At 52.0% G+C, this 16,773-nt stretch carries 14 protein-coding genes and 1 pseudogene; 7 read left to right on the plus strand and 8 right to left on the minus strand.

The features are described 5' to 3' along the window. On the minus strand, positions 1 to 779 hold a 779-nt coding region (locus NZ772_02285; protein MCS6812390.1), incomplete at its 3' end, for a circularly permuted type 2 ATP-grasp protein. Between the two features lie 212 nt (positions 780 to 991). Between NZ772_02285 and NZ772_02290 the strand changes: the two genes are divergently transcribed. Then, positions 992 to 1,948 carry a PrsW family intramembrane metalloprotease gene (locus NZ772_02290; GenBank protein MCS6812391.1) on the plus strand — a complete coding sequence of 319 codons (957 nt, stop codon included), beginning with the start codon at positions 992 to 994 and terminating at the stop codon, positions 1,946 to 1,948. On the opposite strand, the gene NZ772_02295 is transcribed toward NZ772_02290, so the two are convergent. From NZ772_02295 to NZ772_02315, 5 genes are read right to left on the minus strand one after another with little or no spacing between them, the layout of a single operon-like run. Then, on the minus strand, positions 1,949 to 2,455 hold the full coding sequence (locus NZ772_02295; protein MCS6812392.1) for a DUF427 domain-containing protein: 507 nt from the start codon (positions 2,453 to 2,455) through the stop codon (positions 1,949 to 1,951). It abuts the gene before it with no gap. A gap of 23 nt (positions 2,456 to 2,478) precedes the next feature. Then, complete coding sequence (locus NZ772_02300; protein ID MCS6812393.1) at positions 2,479 to 2,850, minus strand: hypothetical protein; 372 nt, start codon at positions 2,848 to 2,850, stop codon at positions 2,479 to 2,481. Between the two features lie 46 nt (positions 2,851 to 2,896). Beyond that, a complete protein-coding gene (locus tag NZ772_02305; protein ID MCS6812394.1) occupies positions 2,897 to 4,111 on the minus strand; it encodes an ATP phosphoribosyltransferase regulatory subunit in 1,215 nt (404 codons plus the stop codon). 6 nt (positions 4,112 to 4,117) lie between these two features. Next, positions 4,118 to 5,092, minus strand: a complete 975-nt coding sequence (locus tag NZ772_02310; GenBank protein MCS6812395.1) for a DnaJ domain-containing protein — start codon at positions 5,090 to 5,092, stop codon at positions 4,118 to 4,120. Between the two features lie 42 nt (positions 5,093 to 5,134). Next, complete coding sequence (locus NZ772_02315) at positions 5,135 to 5,722, minus strand: hypothetical protein (protein ID MCS6812396.1); 588 nt, start codon at positions 5,720 to 5,722, stop codon at positions 5,135 to 5,137. Positions 5,723 to 5,976: 254 nt separating this feature from the next. On the opposite strand from NZ772_02315, the pseudogene NZ772_02320 reads away from it, so the two are divergent. After that, positions 5,977 to 6,833: pseudogene (locus NZ772_02320) on the plus strand (NAD(P)H-dependent glycerol-3-phosphate dehydrogenase). Positions 6,834 to 6,914: 81 nt separating this feature from the next. On the opposite strand, the gene NZ772_02325 reads toward NZ772_02320, so the two are convergent. Beyond that, positions 6,915 to 7,871: a Uma2 family endonuclease gene (locus tag NZ772_02325; protein ID MCS6812397.1), complete on the minus strand. Its 957-nt coding sequence runs from the start codon at positions 7,869 to 7,871 to the stop codon at positions 6,915 to 6,917. Positions 7,872 to 8,333: 462 nt separating this feature from the next. Between NZ772_02325 and NZ772_02330 the strand changes: the two genes are divergently transcribed. The 4 genes from NZ772_02330 (at position 8,334) to NZ772_02345 (ending at position 13,798) form a co-directional block, all read left to right on the plus strand. Beyond that, entirely contained in the window at positions 8,334 to 8,939 is a 606-nt protein-coding gene (locus NZ772_02330) for a Uma2 family endonuclease (GenBank protein ID MCS6812398.1), read from the plus strand. Positions 8,940 to 9,837: 898 nt separating this feature from the next. Then, entirely contained in the window at positions 9,838 to 11,070 is a 1,233-nt protein-coding gene (locus NZ772_02335) for a URC4/urg3 family protein (protein MCS6812399.1), read from the plus strand. Between the two features lie 78 nt (positions 11,071 to 11,148). After that, positions 11,149 to 12,600, plus strand: a complete 1,452-nt coding sequence (locus NZ772_02340; GenBank protein ID MCS6812400.1) for a glycosyltransferase — start codon at positions 11,149 to 11,151, stop codon at positions 12,598 to 12,600. A gap of 7 nt (positions 12,601 to 12,607) precedes the next feature. After that, on the plus strand, positions 12,608 to 13,798 hold the full coding sequence (locus NZ772_02345; GenBank protein ID MCS6812401.1) for a lipid-A-disaccharide synthase-related protein: 1,191 nt from the start codon (positions 12,608 to 12,610) through the stop codon (positions 13,796 to 13,798). Here NZ772_02345 and leuS read toward each other — a convergent pair. After that, complete coding sequence (leuS, locus tag NZ772_02350) at positions 13,775 to 16,384, minus strand: leucine--tRNA ligase (protein MCS6812402.1); 2,610 nt, start codon at positions 16,382 to 16,384, stop codon at positions 13,775 to 13,777. The genes NZ772_02345 and leuS overlap by 24 nt on opposite strands. 189 nt (positions 16,385 to 16,573) lie before the next feature. Here leuS and NZ772_02355 point away from each other — a divergent pair. Then, the coding region (locus tag NZ772_02355; GenBank protein MCS6812403.1) for an esterase at positions 16,574 to 16,773 on the plus strand (200 nt) is incomplete at its 3' end.

The following is a 16,773-nucleotide window of genomic DNA, read 5'->3' on the forward strand; positions in this document are numbered from 1 at the left end:
CCATCGGTTACTACTAGGTCGCTGCCCTCTACCAGTTCTACCCCCATCTGCTGACTGAGGAAGGAATGCTCAAAGTAGGCAGAGTTATACATGCCAGGGGTAAGGACGACGATCGTGGGGTGAGACAGGTGGGGTGGGGTCAGGTTTAGCAATGTTTCCACAAGATGGCTAGGATAGTCATCCACCGGTTGAATCGACAGAATGTTGAACAATTTGGGAAATGTGCTCTTCATCACCCTTCGATTTTCAAGCACGTAGGAAACACCAGAGGGACAGCGCAGGTTATCTTCCAATACGTACCACTGACCGTCTCGATCGCGCACCAAGTCTGTACCTGTGATGTGACACCAAACCCCCGCCGGTGGCTTTAGCTCCAAACAAGGTCTTAGGTAGCCCTTTGAGGATTCAATCAACTCCCTGGGGATGACGTTATCGCGTAGAATCTTCTGGTCACCATAGATATCTGCCAGAAACAAGTTCAGGGCATAAACCCGTTGCTTCAGTCCCTGTTCTAAGACCTTCCACTCTGACCCTTTGACAATGCGAGGAATAATGTCTAGGGGCAAGATCCGCTCTAGCCCGCGGCCATCGCTGTAAACGTTAAAGGTCACCCCTAGCTCGTACAGGGCAGTTCTGGCAGCTTGTTGCCGTTGCTGCAACTCCTGAAAGGACAGTTCATCCATACGGTTGATGAGGGCTTCGGCTTCTGGGCGGGGTTTTCCAGGTGCTATGAAGAGTTCATCATAAAAATCTCCCAGGTCATAGTTGCTAAAGTGCATAGCCATGAATTTTTCCCCCCTCCCTACAACACTATTCTCCTGATCACACGGCGACCCCAGGGTTGGTGACTGCTACATCTGTTACAGATTGCTCAATGGGGAACACCTTGAACACCATCGAACCCCACAACGGCCACCCTAGTCAAGTAGCTCTGGTCTAACGATCGCGAGTCACGGTAAAGTTATGCACAGTTGCAGCATTTGTCAAGGCTATGGAAAAGTTTCTAATTACGGCAATGGTTATTGCTGTGCCCACCTATTTTTACGCTTGGTTAGTACGGAGTATTGATCGGTTTGAAAAAGAACCTTTAGGATACTTGGTCTGGGCATTTTTCTGGGGAGCTGTGCCGTCGATTATTGGCGGCATCATTCTGCAAGGAATGCTGAGTGTGCCCGTGGAAGAGGTCTTGGGAGCCAGCACAGTAGCAGGAGCCTTTGCCATGGCGGCGATCGCTGCCCCAGTAACCGAAGAAGTGCTGAAGGCGATCGCAGTTGCTGTTGTCTACTTTACCCGCCGACAAGAGTTTGATGGCTGGGTAGATGGCATTGTCTATGGGGCAACCGCAGGCTTTGGGTTTGCCTACGTGGAAAATATTCTGTATCTGGTCAATAAAACAGAAACACTTGGTCAGTGGGTAGTGCTCTTTTTTGTGCGCGTCATTGCCTTGGGATTTATGCATGGGTTTTGGACAGCCTTGACCGGCATCGGCTTTGGATTTGCTCGCTATATGCACAATCCCCTCAGCAAGGTATTTGTAATCACAGCCGGGTTGTTGGCTGCGATCGCTGGCCATTTAATTCACAACGGTTCCCTAGTGTTAGCTGATGCTACAGAGAGCAGCGAACCAATCATGGTTGCCCTGGTGAATTACTTGTTTCTAGGCGGCATGTTGATTGTGCTGTGGTTTGTCGCCAGCTTCCGGGGACGGAGCCTGATGAGAACATATCTGCACGATGAAGTCCCTGGGGTGCTGTCAGCAGAAGACTACAAGGTCGTCAGTGGGCGCAAAGACGGACGCATGAGTCGCCAGCGTCGCCGTGCCCTAACCCAAGCAGCCGCTGAGCTAGCCCAGAAAAAGTTTCAACTGCAAAAGATGGGGGATGAGGGCGTTAATAGCAGTGAAATCGATCGCATTAGGACTAAGTTGCGCCAAATTTCCCTAGGCTAGTTACCAGCCCCAAGTGCCAGCCCCTCCCTTAAAGGGGCCAACGATCGCGCTCGTAATCCAACCACCGTAGAAGTTGCCAGGCTGGGGCTGAACTTGCTCATCATTCACAAAACAAGCATCCATTGGCTCGGCATAGAAGGCAATGTAATCCTTGATGGCAGCAAACGACGGGGTAGGATTTGGGTAAAACCAAGCAGCACCTTCGGCCCGCTTACCATTCACCACAACGGTATAGTAGCCTGCTTGCCCTTTCCATTCACAGTAGGTAGTGCGGGGCAGCCGCTCTAGGCAGTCTAAGCGCACGTCCTCAGGGGGAATGTAGTAAACCGGAGGATGACTGGTTTCTAGCACCCGCCTGCCGCGGACAGAATCAGCAATGGTCACACCATTGAAGATCACCCGAAGCCGATGGGGACAGTCTTCCCAGCGGGGCGGTCGAGGATAGTCCCAAACAGACTCCTGCCCAGGGCCGGGTTCAATCCGCTGTGGGAACGATGGGAACACCATGAAACTGCCTGCAAACAACAAGCTCAATTGTACTCAATTTTGGGGTATTTCGCCTCGTAGTCTGGGCAGTGAATGGCAGCTTCAGACATGGCTATGGTGGGGTTTACTGGACACTTGAGGCGATAGTCACCCGTGTAAAATCGACACTCGGTACAGGGGATTTGATGCATACGTTGGGCGCTAGCGAGGCTGGCTCGTGCCATAGACCACAAGTTCCAACTGGTGAATAGCACCAAGACCCAAGCACTGACTAGACAAATGGGCACAAGGACAGGTTGCAACCAATGGATTACGACGTGCACGATGGTGGCGATCGTCAGCAATATCAACATGGCTAGACTAAAAAATGTGCGTGACAGCATCCTATCAATGTTGCTGCGATCGGGAATCACCACTTAACGAAATGTGAAGTGTAGGAGCATCTAAGCTGTCACCGTGGAGTCATTGAGACACGTGGTCAATGGTCACTGTGCCGTCCGCTGCTACCCAGGCAATGTGGCCAATCCCTCGACGTTGGGCGATCGTCCGCGCAGTCTGGGGGTCATCTAGGGCTAGGTGCAACTCTACCCTGGTGAGGGCTGCGGTCGATCGGAGTTGCTGGGCATGGCGAAAGGCATTGGTGTATGCCTGGGGCGATAGGGGCACCACTAACCAGTCACTAGCAGGCACCTGAGTTGGCAGGTGGTTAGTCGTTAACAGGGACTGCCGCAACTCTTCAATATCCAGGGAAAACCCAATGCCAGGACAATGCTCTCCCCTGGGGTGATAGAGGCTCAGAAGTTGGTCGTAGCGGCCCCCTCGCCCTATAACCCGTTGTCCGCTGGCACCGTCACACACTACCTCAAAGACAATACCCGTGTAATAGTCAAAGGTCTGGATTAGGCTGAGGTCTAGGATGATGGTGTGGTGTTGATCGGTGGGCAGCAACTCTACCAGGGCCTTGAGATTATTGACAGCTTCCTGTTGGGGCAGTTCTAGGGGCAACTGAGCCACCTGTTGGAGCACATCGGCAGGTGTACCCCGTAAATCCATTAACATGAGGGCATGGTGACGCAACTGCTCATCGATGGGTAAGGTTTCGAGGGTGAGGCGATCAAGGTGGGCAATGGCACGGCGCACAGTTTGTCGTAACGGTGATGGAAAGCTAGAGAGAAGCGATCGGGTCAGTCCTGCCTCGCCTAGAATCAGATACCAGTGTTCAACTTGTACCTGTTGCAGGCAATCGATGAGTAGCAAAATCACTTCAGCATCAGCTAAAACACCACCAACCCCCAGCAACTCTACCCCTGCTTGATAAAACTCAAGTTGGCGATCGTGACTAGTGCGGTTTGCCCGCCGAAACACATTAGCGTTGTAGCAAAGCCGCTGTGGATAAGCCGACCCGGCCATGCGGGTGGCCACGGTGCGCACGATAGAGGCTGTCAGCTCTGGGCGTAAACCCAAGACATCATCGTCGGTGCCCTGGAGTTGAATCACCGATGATGGCTGCACAGCTCCTCCTGCTACCAGGGTATCTAGCCGCTCCAGGGTAGAAGTGAGAATTTGATGATAGCCCCAGCGCTGAAAAACCTGATGCAGATGCTGCTCAATCCAACTTGTTTGCAAAACGTCGATCGGCAGTAGATCCCTTGCACCCGCAGGTAGTTGATAAGTCATGGCTAACTATTTCTTCTTGTTGCCACCGCCAAATAGGCCCCCAAACAGACCACCACCCTTGTTAGGAGGAGCCGACTTCGGGGCCGACTTCGGACTAGCAGCGGTCGCCTTGCCAGCAGCAACTTTGTCTAACTGTTTCTTCCCTTTCAGGGCTTCCTCATTGTGAGGTTCAATCTCCAAGGCTTTATTGAAGTGAATGCGGGCCATGGTTATCTGGTTTTGGCTGAGATAAATCGTGCCCAACATACTGTGACACTTAGCATTATTAGGCTCCATCTTGATCGCGTCCCGCAGTTCTAGAATAGCCTTGGCTTGGTTTTCAGCCTTGAGGTAACCCTCTGCCCGTTTGTAGCACTGCTCAGCGGGTGATAGTCGCTGGGTAAACCCAGTGGTAGAAGATGGGGCACTGGCACTCGCACTAGTGGGGGCACTGGTGGCTGGGGCGGTTGACTTTAATGATGTGGTGGAGGTAGAGGCAGCGGGTTTCGCAGTGGATGAAGCTCCTCCACCGTGCTTACGGATCAGGTAGGCCAAGTTTAATTCACTAATGGTGCCGATCGTATCGACGACTTTATCCATTGATGTATATAGTGTGTCTGCTAGCTGATTCACAGCAGCTAAGTAGGCTGCTTCATAGTCACTGGCTTTCATCAACTGCTGGGCTGGTTCGCCCAGATCACCAAATTCTCCCTTGCGGCTCACTTTTTGGCCCATTAACCGCAACAGAGCTGCATACTCTGTCCGCTCTTTCTCGTCAGACAGCTTCTTGTAGGCTGGGTTCACCAACTTCGACAGGAACTCGTTGGCCTGTTGCTTCTCGGCATCGCTAGCTTGCAAAAGGCTGTCGGGATGAAGAAGACGGGCAATTTTTAGGTAACGCTTGCGAATCTCTTTGACCTCCGCATCAATTCCGACACCCAGTATGGCATGGTGGTCAAAGAAATCAACCTTGAACAGCCCACGTTCAACCTGGATTGGCATAGTTCGTCGTCCCGCCTAATTCACTACTAATGTTCTCCTAGTTTACACGCTTACCATTACAATGCCAGTAATGATGCTAGCAATTGCTAGTACGATCGTTGCTAACACTGAAATTAACACAGCACCCAGGTAGAATGGGTTAAATGTCAAGAGTAACGTCTTAACCTTTAGCGCTAGCCCACCCACATCGTCAACTAAAGATAGCAATTCGCGCAGGGCTGAACCAAGAGAAAACAAGCTCCCGATAGCTAGCTGCTGACGAGCACCTGTCTGCAAAAGGTTCTGAGCTTGACTGTACGAGTCATCCAGGGTTGCACTGATAGCATTGATGAGTTGGTTGACTTCATCCACTAGCCCAACAGCTTTCTGAAGGGCAATGTAGAAAATGCCAAGAACGATCGCGGGTAAGGCCAGCACTACTAATACGGCTACAGCCGTAAGTACCGAGAAGTTGAACAACTCTTGCAGAAATAGCATCAACCAAAGGGCTGAGAGAGCCGCTACAACCAATAGCAACCCTACTGCTCCACGACTACCCCTGGCAAAGCTGGCAATCCGCTGAGCTAAGGGCAACAGCTTGTTACGAAGCAAATCTAGCGTTTGGCGATCGGAGTTGAGTTGCTCAGTCATAGGGCTGGAGCGATGGTTGCTGCTATAACACCCCTAACTTACCACGTAGGATGCAAGCAGTGCCTTGTTATTTGCTGAACTGAAGTGCATCTCAACCAATAGCTTGGTAACACAGCGACTACTAACCAATGACCAATAGCCAACGGATAGCATAATGGGATAGATAAGCACAGAATGGACTGATTGCCGTGACCGAACAACCAGTAACAAATATTACGGTTCTAGGGGGGGGTGCTTGGGGCCGTGGGTTGGCCATGCTAGCTCAGCACAAGGGCGGCAAGGTGCGAGTATGGTCACGGCGCACAGGTGAATCCTTGGCAGCCGCGATCGCTAACTGTGATTTAGTGGTGTCAGCAATTGCCATGGCAGGTGTGGCAGAGATGGCTGCTCGGTTGCAAACCATTGGGCTGCCTCCAGGAACCATTCTGTTAAGTGCCACCAAGGGCCTAGAACCGATGACTAGTCGTACCCCATCTCAAATCTGGCAGGCAACCTTCCCTGACCACGCCGTCGTGGTATTGTCGGGGCCAAATTTGGCAAAAGAACTAGCCTTAGGTCTGCAAGTCAGAATCTAAAGGCAGCAACGATCGTTCAGCAGGTGTTTGCATCCGATCGCTTCCGGGTTTATACCAACCAAGACCCATTGGGTACGGAACTAGGCGGAGCATTGAAAAATGTGATCGCGATCGCCGTCGGTGTTTGTGACGGACTGCAACTAGGCATGAATGCCAAGTCTGCCCTCATTACCCGCGCCCTACCAGAAATCATCCGCATCGGCACCCACTTAGGAGCACAGCCAGAAACCTTTGTAGGTTTGTCTGGCCTGGGAGACCTGCTCGCCACCTGCAATAGCCCCCTCAGCCGCAACTATCAAGTGGGGTTCGGCCTAGCCCAGGGCAAATCACTATCAGAGGTGCTAGCAACCCTAGAGGGCACTGCCGAAGGCGTGAGCACTGCCCGTGTGCTAGCTGACCTAGCTAGCCGAGAGCATCTCACCATGCCGATCTGTCACTTAGTAGCCCAATTGTTAGACAACGCCATCACCCCCCAAGCAGCCGTGTACGCTTTAATGGAACGGGATCTCAAGCCAGAGTCCTGCAACTTGTTCTGATAGGAACATTAAGGGTAGACATAATGCTCTTTGTGGTCTTTGTGCCTTCGTGGTTCGCTACTAGCCCCACCCCTAGTCACCCTACACCTCATCAGGGTCGATACCCTGGGAGCGGAGATAGGCTGCCAAGCGTTCAGCCCGCTGTGCCTCCTGCTCAGCCCGTCGTGCCTCCTGCTCAGCCCGCCGTGCCTCCTGCTCAGCCCGTTGTGCCTCCTGCTCAGCCCGTTGTGTTTCCTGTGCTAACAACTCTGTATCCGTGGGAATCCAGACTCCATTCCGATCGCACCAGCGTAACCACAGGCGGTGAATGCCGTCATACTCTCCTTCCCACAACCCCAGCCCTAGTTCCAACTCTTCAATCCATACTAAAGGGGCGCGATCGCTCAAGGCCTGCTCTTGATAACTCCCACCCACCAGCTTAAAGAAGCGCAGCCGATTATTGTAGCGACTAAAAACAAAGTAGTAAGGAACCTTGAGAATGCGCTCATACACTTCCCATTTTTCCGGTATGGGATCAACTCCTGGAGGAGGGGCTTGGCTTGTCCCCCTACCATTGGTTACACCTTCAGAAGCTTCAGTCATGGCCGGAGGTGGGTCAGTAGCCTCATAATTACTAGTCTCATAATAAGGGCCTAAATCCCCTGCTTCTGTTCCCGGAGAGAGAAATTCAACCACCACAAAGGGATCAACCCCCTCATGCCAACGCACGTAGCTCATCCGTAGATCAAATCCCCTGTACAACCGGGGCACCCCAACCACGGCAAACCAATCTGGACGCTTGTAGCGCAGGGGATAGCGAGGATCGTAGTAGAGGTTTAAGTCTTTAGCCGTGAAAACCTGATCAGGATAGTAGGCAGGAGGTCGGAAGGTATGGCTGAGAAGCGTTGGCTGCAAGCTATGGTATTCGTCAGGCAATCCGGGTTCTCCTACTTCTTCGCTGGGCAAGTCATACATGTCGGGCAACGTTTCACTTGGTGGCAGAGGTGGGTCACATTGCGGAATGTAAACTCGCTGCCATTGGTTTTCAAGCCGTTCCATCGTTCACCTCTCCGTTTTTCCTCCCGACTTCGCTGCTGCCTATGCTCTCACAACCTAAACTCTCACAGAGAGAGTGTAAGGTAGAGTAAGTCAATTGTTCTATATCCTAACAGAATTTAACCAGATGGCACCTCTTCTTAATACCCACTCACCTCCTAGGATTACGCCTGTTCGATCGCTGCTACCATCCCTAGCGCAAGCGGAACAGATAGCCCTAGCACCGCATCAAGCCTAGCAATGGTTATAGAACGTTAGCACTGGTGCCATATCTCAACCTGCTAGAGTATTCACTCTGGATCCAAAAACTCATCCCCTGCTCACCCCCTTGCGCTAGGCAGCTTTTGAGTATACTAGGGTCATCTTTGTCCTAGAGTTAGGGAAGGAATGTCAAACTGCGCTAACCTTACTGAGTCAAGGGCAACTGCCTGTTCCTAGTATATTCCTGTATAGCAGAATACAACCATGACAACCCGTAATGCCATGGCCACTCTTGCCCTAGAACCAACATACCTCAAAACCTGGACGGTGATGGAGTATCACCGCCTGAGCGAGATGGGACTGCTGACGGAAACCGATCGTACTGAACTCCTCGCTGGACAGATTATACTCATGGCTGCTAAAGGCACCCCCCATGTCACCTCTCTACGATTGTTGGTGTATGAGCTGAATACCTTGCTGCGTGACTATCCTGTTGTGGTGATCACTCAAGATCCTATTCAACTGGATGACCAGTCGGAACCAGAGCCAGACTTGGCGGTTGTTCGCGGCACAGTGCTAGACTACGCCGATCGTCATCCCCAGCCCAGCGACCTGTACCTCGTGGTAGAAGTGGCTGACTCCACCCTAAAAAAAGACTGCGACATCAAGGACAAACTCTATGCCCAAGCAGGCATTGCTGACTATTGGGTGCTAGATGTAATCAACCGTCAGCTTCACATCTTCCGTAACCCCACTCCCCAGGGCTACACCAGTCACCTAATCCTTTCAGAACCCAACCAGATAGCACCCCTCGCCTTTCCTGATGCCTTACTTACCTTGACCGCTATCTTGCCCCCCAAGGCAGAGTAACCACTCAGTCACTAAGTCTTAATTGTTCTTGTTTCACACCAACCGCTAAAGCTCCCTAAGTAATAAGTTGTACATGGCAAAGTAGACAGCACCAAGAGAGCCATATGACTGGAGCTTAACCCTAGCGACCTAACCCATGCCCAAGACGAATACCTCAGTGACCTGATTCCAGAGGCTAAGCTGGGTGGCTGCCCCCGTAGCGTTGATATGTGTTCAGTTCTGATTCTATATCCTGGGTACTGGCTGCCCGTAGCGTGCCCTACCCAGGGACTTTCCCCCCTTGGCAAACGGTTGATACCTATTTCCGCATCTGGCGCAATCACCAAACCTAGGTGAGGATTCATGAGCGTCTCCATCTCCGCTACAGCCGCAAGCATGGACGCAAAGGGTGGTGGAATTATTTGGTAAAGGTGCAGTGCTCAATCGCAGGCTCTAGGTCGCTAAGCTGGATATCTATAAGGTCGCCGCTTAATCTCACTCTCCCTTAAGTCGAGGTTTGCCTCCTTTCTCAAGCAGGCAACAATGCTGACTGAGGAGTCTTACTCAGGGGTAGTTGGCTTGTTAATCGGGCTAATGCTCACAAGGGAATCTTTGTAACCAGGTGGGCGATCGTGTCAAGTTTTTTATGGGCAAATTGGGGAAAGCAATCCTAGCCTAGGCTTCAGGCGCTAGGTTCTAGTCACTGTTACGGATGCTGGGGAGGTACTATCCTCCTCAGTACTATACGGGGATAAACAACGTAACCGGGAAGTTAATCCGCTATACTGACAAAGAGTTTCACACTGGGTGCAACCAATGGGAACTCGGTACTGTTTCTGTGAGGCCAGCCGTGGCGCTATCTCCGATTCCTAAGCAAGGTGGTGGTTGGTTAGATCCCACCGACCCTGCATTCCCTACGATTCAATATCTGTTGTCCACTCAGGGAATTCGCGATCGCTGCCACTATCTGTTTGAGCTAGCCCGTGCTAACCAACTTGCCCACTTTCGTTGCGAGTTGAGCCAGTTAGAAACCGTTGCTGACTATGTGATTCAAACCATGCAACAAACCTATCCTACGGGCAACATCCCCATCCATAGTCGCTGGCGACACTTTGAGGCAGGTGGCATTAACCGCATAGCCACTTTAAATGAACGCCTGGCAATGATGGATCCGGTGGAAGCTGCCCGTAGCCACATAGACTTGGTAGTCACGAGTGTGCTGCTGGATGCAGGGGCTGGGGCTAACTGGTATTATCACGAAGCTGAAACTGGGCAGGTATTTCAGCGCTCTGAGGGTCTAGCAGTTGCTAGTTTTCACCTGTTTCTGCAAGGTGGATTCTCAAGCTGTGCCGATCGTCCCTGGCAAGCAGATGCGATCGGTCTACAACAATTCACTACAGACCGCTTGCAACAAAGCTTTCAGGTTACTGATACTAATCCCTTGGTCGGTGTTGCTGGGCGAGTTGCCCTTATGCAGCGCTTGGGTGCTGCGCTGTACCAGTCTCCAGAGTTGTTTGGTGTCAATCTGCCCCGACCTGGCAACCTTGTGGATTATCTACTCCGAAATGCAGTCTCCAGTACCCAGGCAGGAACGATCGCCATGGTACCAGCCTCGCAACTATTGGCCGCCATATTACGGGGATTTGGATCCATCTGGGCAGGACGACTGACCCTAGCAGGAGTGAATTTGGGGGATGTATGGCCCCATAGCGCCCTACCCGATCGAGGGCTAGGTGCCCAACTTGTCCCTTTCCACAAGCTCAGTCAATGGCTAACCTATTCCCTTGTGGAACCCCTACAATTGGCAGGAATCACTGTTACGGACTTAGAGTACCTCACAGGATTGCCAGAATATCGCAATGGTGGACTATTTGTGGATTTGGGTGTCCTGCGACCTAAATACCCAGAAGTCACAGGTCAGCCCCACACTCCAGGCTCAGAGCCGATCGTGGAGTGGCGTGCCTTGACCGTAGCTCTGCTCGATCGCCTTGCCGATCTGGTTCGTTGTCGCCTGGGACTAACTGCTGCTAAGTTTCCGCTCGCTAAATTGTTAGAGGGGGGTACGTGGGCTGCGGGTCGTCGCATTGCTAGGGAGTTGCGCCCTGGTGGTGTTCCTCCCATCCAAATTGTGAGTGATGGAACTGTGTTTTAGCCACAGGCTAGCCTATTCTCCAACTTGTGACGATCGCCATCCCTGTGTAAAGTGGTGAAATGTCTGTTATCAACCTGCATGGACTTCAAGTCACAAGTTCACCAACACTTTGAGCAGATTGCTCCAGTTTTAGATCAGTGGAACCAGCGCAATCGCTATTATTATCGAGATCTGGAACGTCTGCACCAATTTCTAATTCCGCCCAACAGCCGTGTATTGGAAATTGGTTGCGGTACGGGTGATCTACTCGCTGCCGTTACTCCTAACCTTGGTGTTGGTATTGACTTTTCAGCAGCTATGGTTGCCATTGCTCATCGGAAGCATCCCCACTTGCAATTTCATTGTTTGGATGCTGAACAAATCTCGGCGATCGACAACCCAGTGTTAGAGGCTGCTCCGTTTGATTACATCCTCTTAGCTGGTGTGCTGGGCTATCTGAGCGACATTCAAACCGTGCTAGACCAGCTTCATCAGCTTTGCCATCCCAAAACTCGGCTCATACTGACCTTCCATAACTACCTGTGGGAACCTCTGCTCCACTTGGCTGAGCGGCTGGGGCAGCGCCGTCCACAACCTCAGCAAAATTGGTTATCCATGGCAGACGTGATGAACTTACTTGCTATCACAGACTATGTGCCGATTAAACAGGGGCGACGATTTCTGCTGCCAAAGCGAATTCCCCTAGTAGCAGACTGGATTAATCGCTATCTAGCGCCCCTGCCAGGAATTACCCATTTATGTCTCACAAATTACGTGGTTGCCCGCCCCCACTATGCCAGCTTATCGCTTGGCGATCGTCCTGCTCCTACTTGTTCAGTGATTATTCCAGCTCGCAACGAAGCTGGTAACATCGCGGGTGCAATTGAGCGCTTGCCCCGACTGGGTAGCCATACTGAGGTCATCTTTGTGGAAGGCCATTCCAGAGACAACACTTGGGAGGCGATTCAACAGGTGATGCAGCAAGCCAGCGATCGTCCACATCTGACCATCAAGGCTTGGCAACAGACGGGCAACGGTAAGGCAGATGCTGTGCGTTTAGGATTTGCCCAGGCTACTGGTGATATTTTGATGATCCTAGACGCAGACTTAACGGTTCCCCCTGAGGAGTTGTCTCATTTTTACGATGTGATTGTTTCTGGGCGAGGTGAGTTCATCAACGGCTCTCGATTAGTGTATCCACGCTCGGCTCAGGCCATGCCTTGGCTCAATACCCTAGCCAACAAGTTCTTTGCTTCTGTATTTTCATTCCTGCTGGGTCAGCGGTTGAAAGATACGCTGTGTGGCACTAAGGTGTTATGGCGATCAGACTACGAACGCATTGCTGCTGGGCGTGCCTACTTTGGTGAGTTTGACCCCTTTGGCGACTTTGATTTGCTGTTTGGTGCTACCAAACTCAACCTACACATCGTAGAAGTTCCCGTTCGCTACCAGCCTCGCAGCTACGGACAGTCCAATATTGCCCATGTGCGCGAAGGGCTAGTACTGTTACGGATGTGTGGCTATGCCTCTCGCAAGCTGAAGTTTATCTAGACCTGCCATGACAAAACGCCTTCTATTTATTAGCAATGGTCACGGTGAAGACTTGAACGCTAGTTTGGTGTTGCAAGCAGTCATGACCATAGATCCCACCGTAGAGGTGGCTGCCTTGCCGATCGTCGGTGAAGGCAATGCTTACCGTCGCTTGGGAGTGCCGCTACTAGCACCTACGCAAACCATGCCCTCTGGTGGTATTTTTTATACCAATCAAGTTGCTCTGGCGAGAGATTTGATTTCTGGATTGCCGCTGTTGACTTGGCAACAAATCCTAGCCGCTAGGGCAGCAGGCAAAACTACAGATTTAGTCATGGCAGTAGGGGATATTGTGGCAACTGGATTTGCTCGCCTTACGGGTTGTCCCTACTGTGCGTTTATTGTTTCTACCTCTAGCTATTACGAGGGCACGTTACGCTTGCCTTGGCTGATGGAGCGGTGGCTACGATCGCCCCGTTGTCTCAAAATTTTCACCAGGGATGCCTACACTGCCCAAGATCTACAGCACCGAGGCGTGAGCAAAGCTTTGTTTGCAGGCTATCCAATTATGGATACCCTAACCCCTACAGGTAAGGACTTAGCCTTGCAGCCAGATATACCCATGGTGGCACTGCTGCCGGGAAGTCGCTTGCCAGAGGCCCGTCACAACCTAGTGCTACAACTGCGCCTATGCCAAGAGATTTTACGCCAGCAACCTATGCAGTTTCGGGCTGCCCTGATTCCTAGCTTCTCCGAACAAGACGTGCAAGCAGCCGCCCAACAAGCAGGGTGGAGTTATCAGGGTGAGGGTGTACTAACCATGGCAGGTAATCCAGCTATCCGCTGCTATTGGGATGCATTTCCAGATATTTTGCACCAGTGCACTTTGGCGATCGGCATGGCAGGCACTGCCGTAGAGCAAGCTGTGGGGCTAGGGAAACCCGTAGTGCAAATCCCTGGCCGTGGACCTCAGTTTACCTATCGATTTGCTGAAGCCCAGATGCGATTATTGGGATCCTCAGTGCAGACGATCGGCGATCGTCCCGCGACTCCAGAAATCCTACGGCAAGCTGCCCAAGCTGTAATTCGCACCCTGGACAACACTGACTACTTAAAGGCCTGCTGGCTCAATGGCCAAGAGCGCGTAGGTGTAGCAGGTGGTTTGGCTCGGCTGGCCCAGGAATTGCTCCTCACCCTAGCCCAGCACAAAGTTCACTAGCTTGCCAGGGACGACGATCGTCTTCTTGACATCTTTGCCCTCTAGGTACTTTTGCCCCACCTCAGACTCACGGGCATACTGCTCCAGTTCTTCCTTAGTGGCTGTAGCAGGCACTTGAATGGTGCCACGGGTTTTACCCATAACTTGGATGACTAGAGTAATTTCATCAGCCACAAGGGCAGCGGGGTCGTAGCTTAACCAAGCTTGCCGGTGAACTGAGTCAGGGTTGCCCAACTGCTGCCATAGGTCATCGGCAATGTGAGGGGCAAATGGAGCTAACAGCAACACAAGGGCGCGAATACCCTCAGCGTACACAGGCGAGTTTTTGCAGGGAGCATCTGCTAAGGCATTGCTCAGCTTCATCAACTCAGAAATAGACGTGTTGAACTGGCACTCTCTCAGATCAATCGTGATTTCCTTGATGGCCGTGTGGATGGCGCGACGTAGGTCTTTTTCGTCCTTTGTCATCTGCCTGTCATCACTGCTCATCTGTCCATCATCTCTATCCCTTTGCCCAGAACAGGGGGATGAGGGCAATATTTCCTCTACGAATTCTGTAACTAAACGCCAGACACGGTTAAGGAAACGGAACTGTCCCTCTACATCGGCCTCATCCCACTCTAGATCCTTTTCTGGTGGCGCTTTAAATAGCACGAACATGCGAGTGGTGTCGGCTCCATACTTCTCTAAGACAGTCTGGGGAGCCACGCCATTGTATTTAGACTTAGACATGGTTTGGAAAGAAACGATTAGGGGTTCCCCCGTATCAGGATCTTTAGGATCGTTGGGATCAACCTTGTGGGAAGGGATCCACTTGTCCTTACCGCTCTTGTTGGGGTTCATATAGGTTAAGCCCTGCACCATGCCTTGGGTGAGCAGGCGCAGGAATGGCTCGTCAAAGTTCAGCAAGCCCCGATCGCGCAACACCTTGGTAAAGAAGCGGGAATAGAGCAGGTGCAGAATAGCATGTTCAATGCCGCCTACATACTGATCCACGGGCATCCAGTCGTTAGTCTGGCGAGGATCAAACGCCTGAGAACTATTACGAGCATCGGTAAACCGCAAAAAATACCAGGAGGAGTCTACAAAGGTGTCCATGGTATCAGTCTCCCGGCGGGCAGGAGTGCCACAGCTAGGGCATGGCACATTCACCCAAGACTCTAGCTTTGCCAGGGGTGAGGCTCCGCGCCCTGACAGCTCCACATCCTCTGGTAACAATACAGGCAACTGGTCATCGGGAACAGGGACGATGCCACAGGTAGGGCAATGGATGACCGGAATCGGCACACCCCAGTAGCGCTGCCGAGAAATCAACCAGTCTCGCAGGCGATATTGCACCCGCTCCTTACCAAAGCCCTGTTGTTCGGCATAGGCAACGATCGCTGACTTACCTGCCACCGAGGTCATGCCATCAAACTGTCCCGAATTCACCATGATCCCCGGTTCAGTGTAGGCAGCTTGCAAGACAGCCTTGGGATCACCGCCTTCGGGAATAATCACGGTCTTGATGGGCAACTGGTTGCGAGTGGCAAATTCAAAATCTCGCTGGTCGTGGGCAGGTACCCCCATGACTGCACCAGTGCCGTATTCCACCAATACATAGTCGGCAATCCAGATGGGGATTGGTTCCCCTGTAAAGGGATTGATGGCCATGCCCCCAGTAGGCACACCGCGCTTGGGTTTGTCTTCAGCGGTACGATCGGTCTCACTCTCTGCCCCCACCTCTTGGATGAATGCTTCTACCACTGCCCGTTGAGCTGGTGTCGTGACTTGCAGGGTCAGGGGATGTTCAGGTGCTAGCACCACATAGGTGACCCCATAGACAGTATCTGGACGAGTTGTAAACACGCCGATCGCAGCCTCAGAGTCAACAATGGGAAACTCTAGGTATGCCCCAGTGGATTTGCCAATCCAGTTTGCTTGCATGGTTTTCACTCGTTCGGGCCAGCCTTCGAGCTTGTCTAAATCTGCCAATAACTGCTCTGCATAGTCAGTGATTTTGAAAAACCACTGGCGCAACAGGCGACGCTCCACTAAGGCACCAGAACGCCACGATCGTCCCTCGCTGTCTACCTGTTCATTGGCTAGCACTGTCTGATCAACGGGATCCCAGTTAACAGCAGCCTCCTTCTGGTAGGCCAATCCTGCCTGGAAAAATTGCAGAAAAATCCACTGCGTCCAACGGTAATAGTCTGGCGAACAGGTTGCCAGTTCCCGCTCCCAGTCGTAGGAAAGTCCCAATTGCTTCAGTTCGCTCCGCATCTGGGCAATGTTTTGGTAAGTCCACTTGGCAGGATGCACACCGCGATCAATAGCAGCATTCTCCGCAGGCAGGCCAAAGGCATCCCAACCCATGGGATGTAACACACGATACCCCTGCATTCGCTTGACACGGGCAATCACATCCGTAATGGTGTAGTTGCGGACATGGCCCATGTGCAGGTTGCCGGAGGGATAGGGAAACATTGACAGGGCATAAAATTTAGGACGATCGTCAGCATCGGGGGTACGGTCTAATCCTTGCTCTGCCCATATCTGCTGCCACTTTGCCTCAATCTCTGCTGGGTTATAACGCGACTCTGCCACAGTTCTGCCTCTTTCTTGCACGATATCCGACTGCACATAACCATCATACCTGTGAGTTTTCCATCTGCCATGTCAGAATCAGGACAGCAATGACAATTGCTCTGGATAACCTTACTAGCCACAAGTAACGGTACTAGCGATACAGTACTTATACAGACCTATGGTCTACCCTTAACCCAGGATAAATTCTTGCCCTTGCATACCATCTATCTTCATGGCTTTGCCTCTAGCCCCAATTCCACAAAGGCACGCTACTTAGCAGACTGCTTTGCCCAAGCAGGGCTGCCCTTGACAGTTCCCGACCTCAATCAAGGGGACTTTAGCCACCTGACCCTGACACGGCAAATTCAGCAGGTGGAGGCGCTGCTTACCGATGAACCCACAATCCT

This window comes from Cyanobacteriota bacterium (genome assembly GCA_025054735.1).
Classification (GTDB): domain Bacteria; phylum Cyanobacteriota; class Cyanobacteriia; order SKYG9; family SKYG9; genus SKYG9.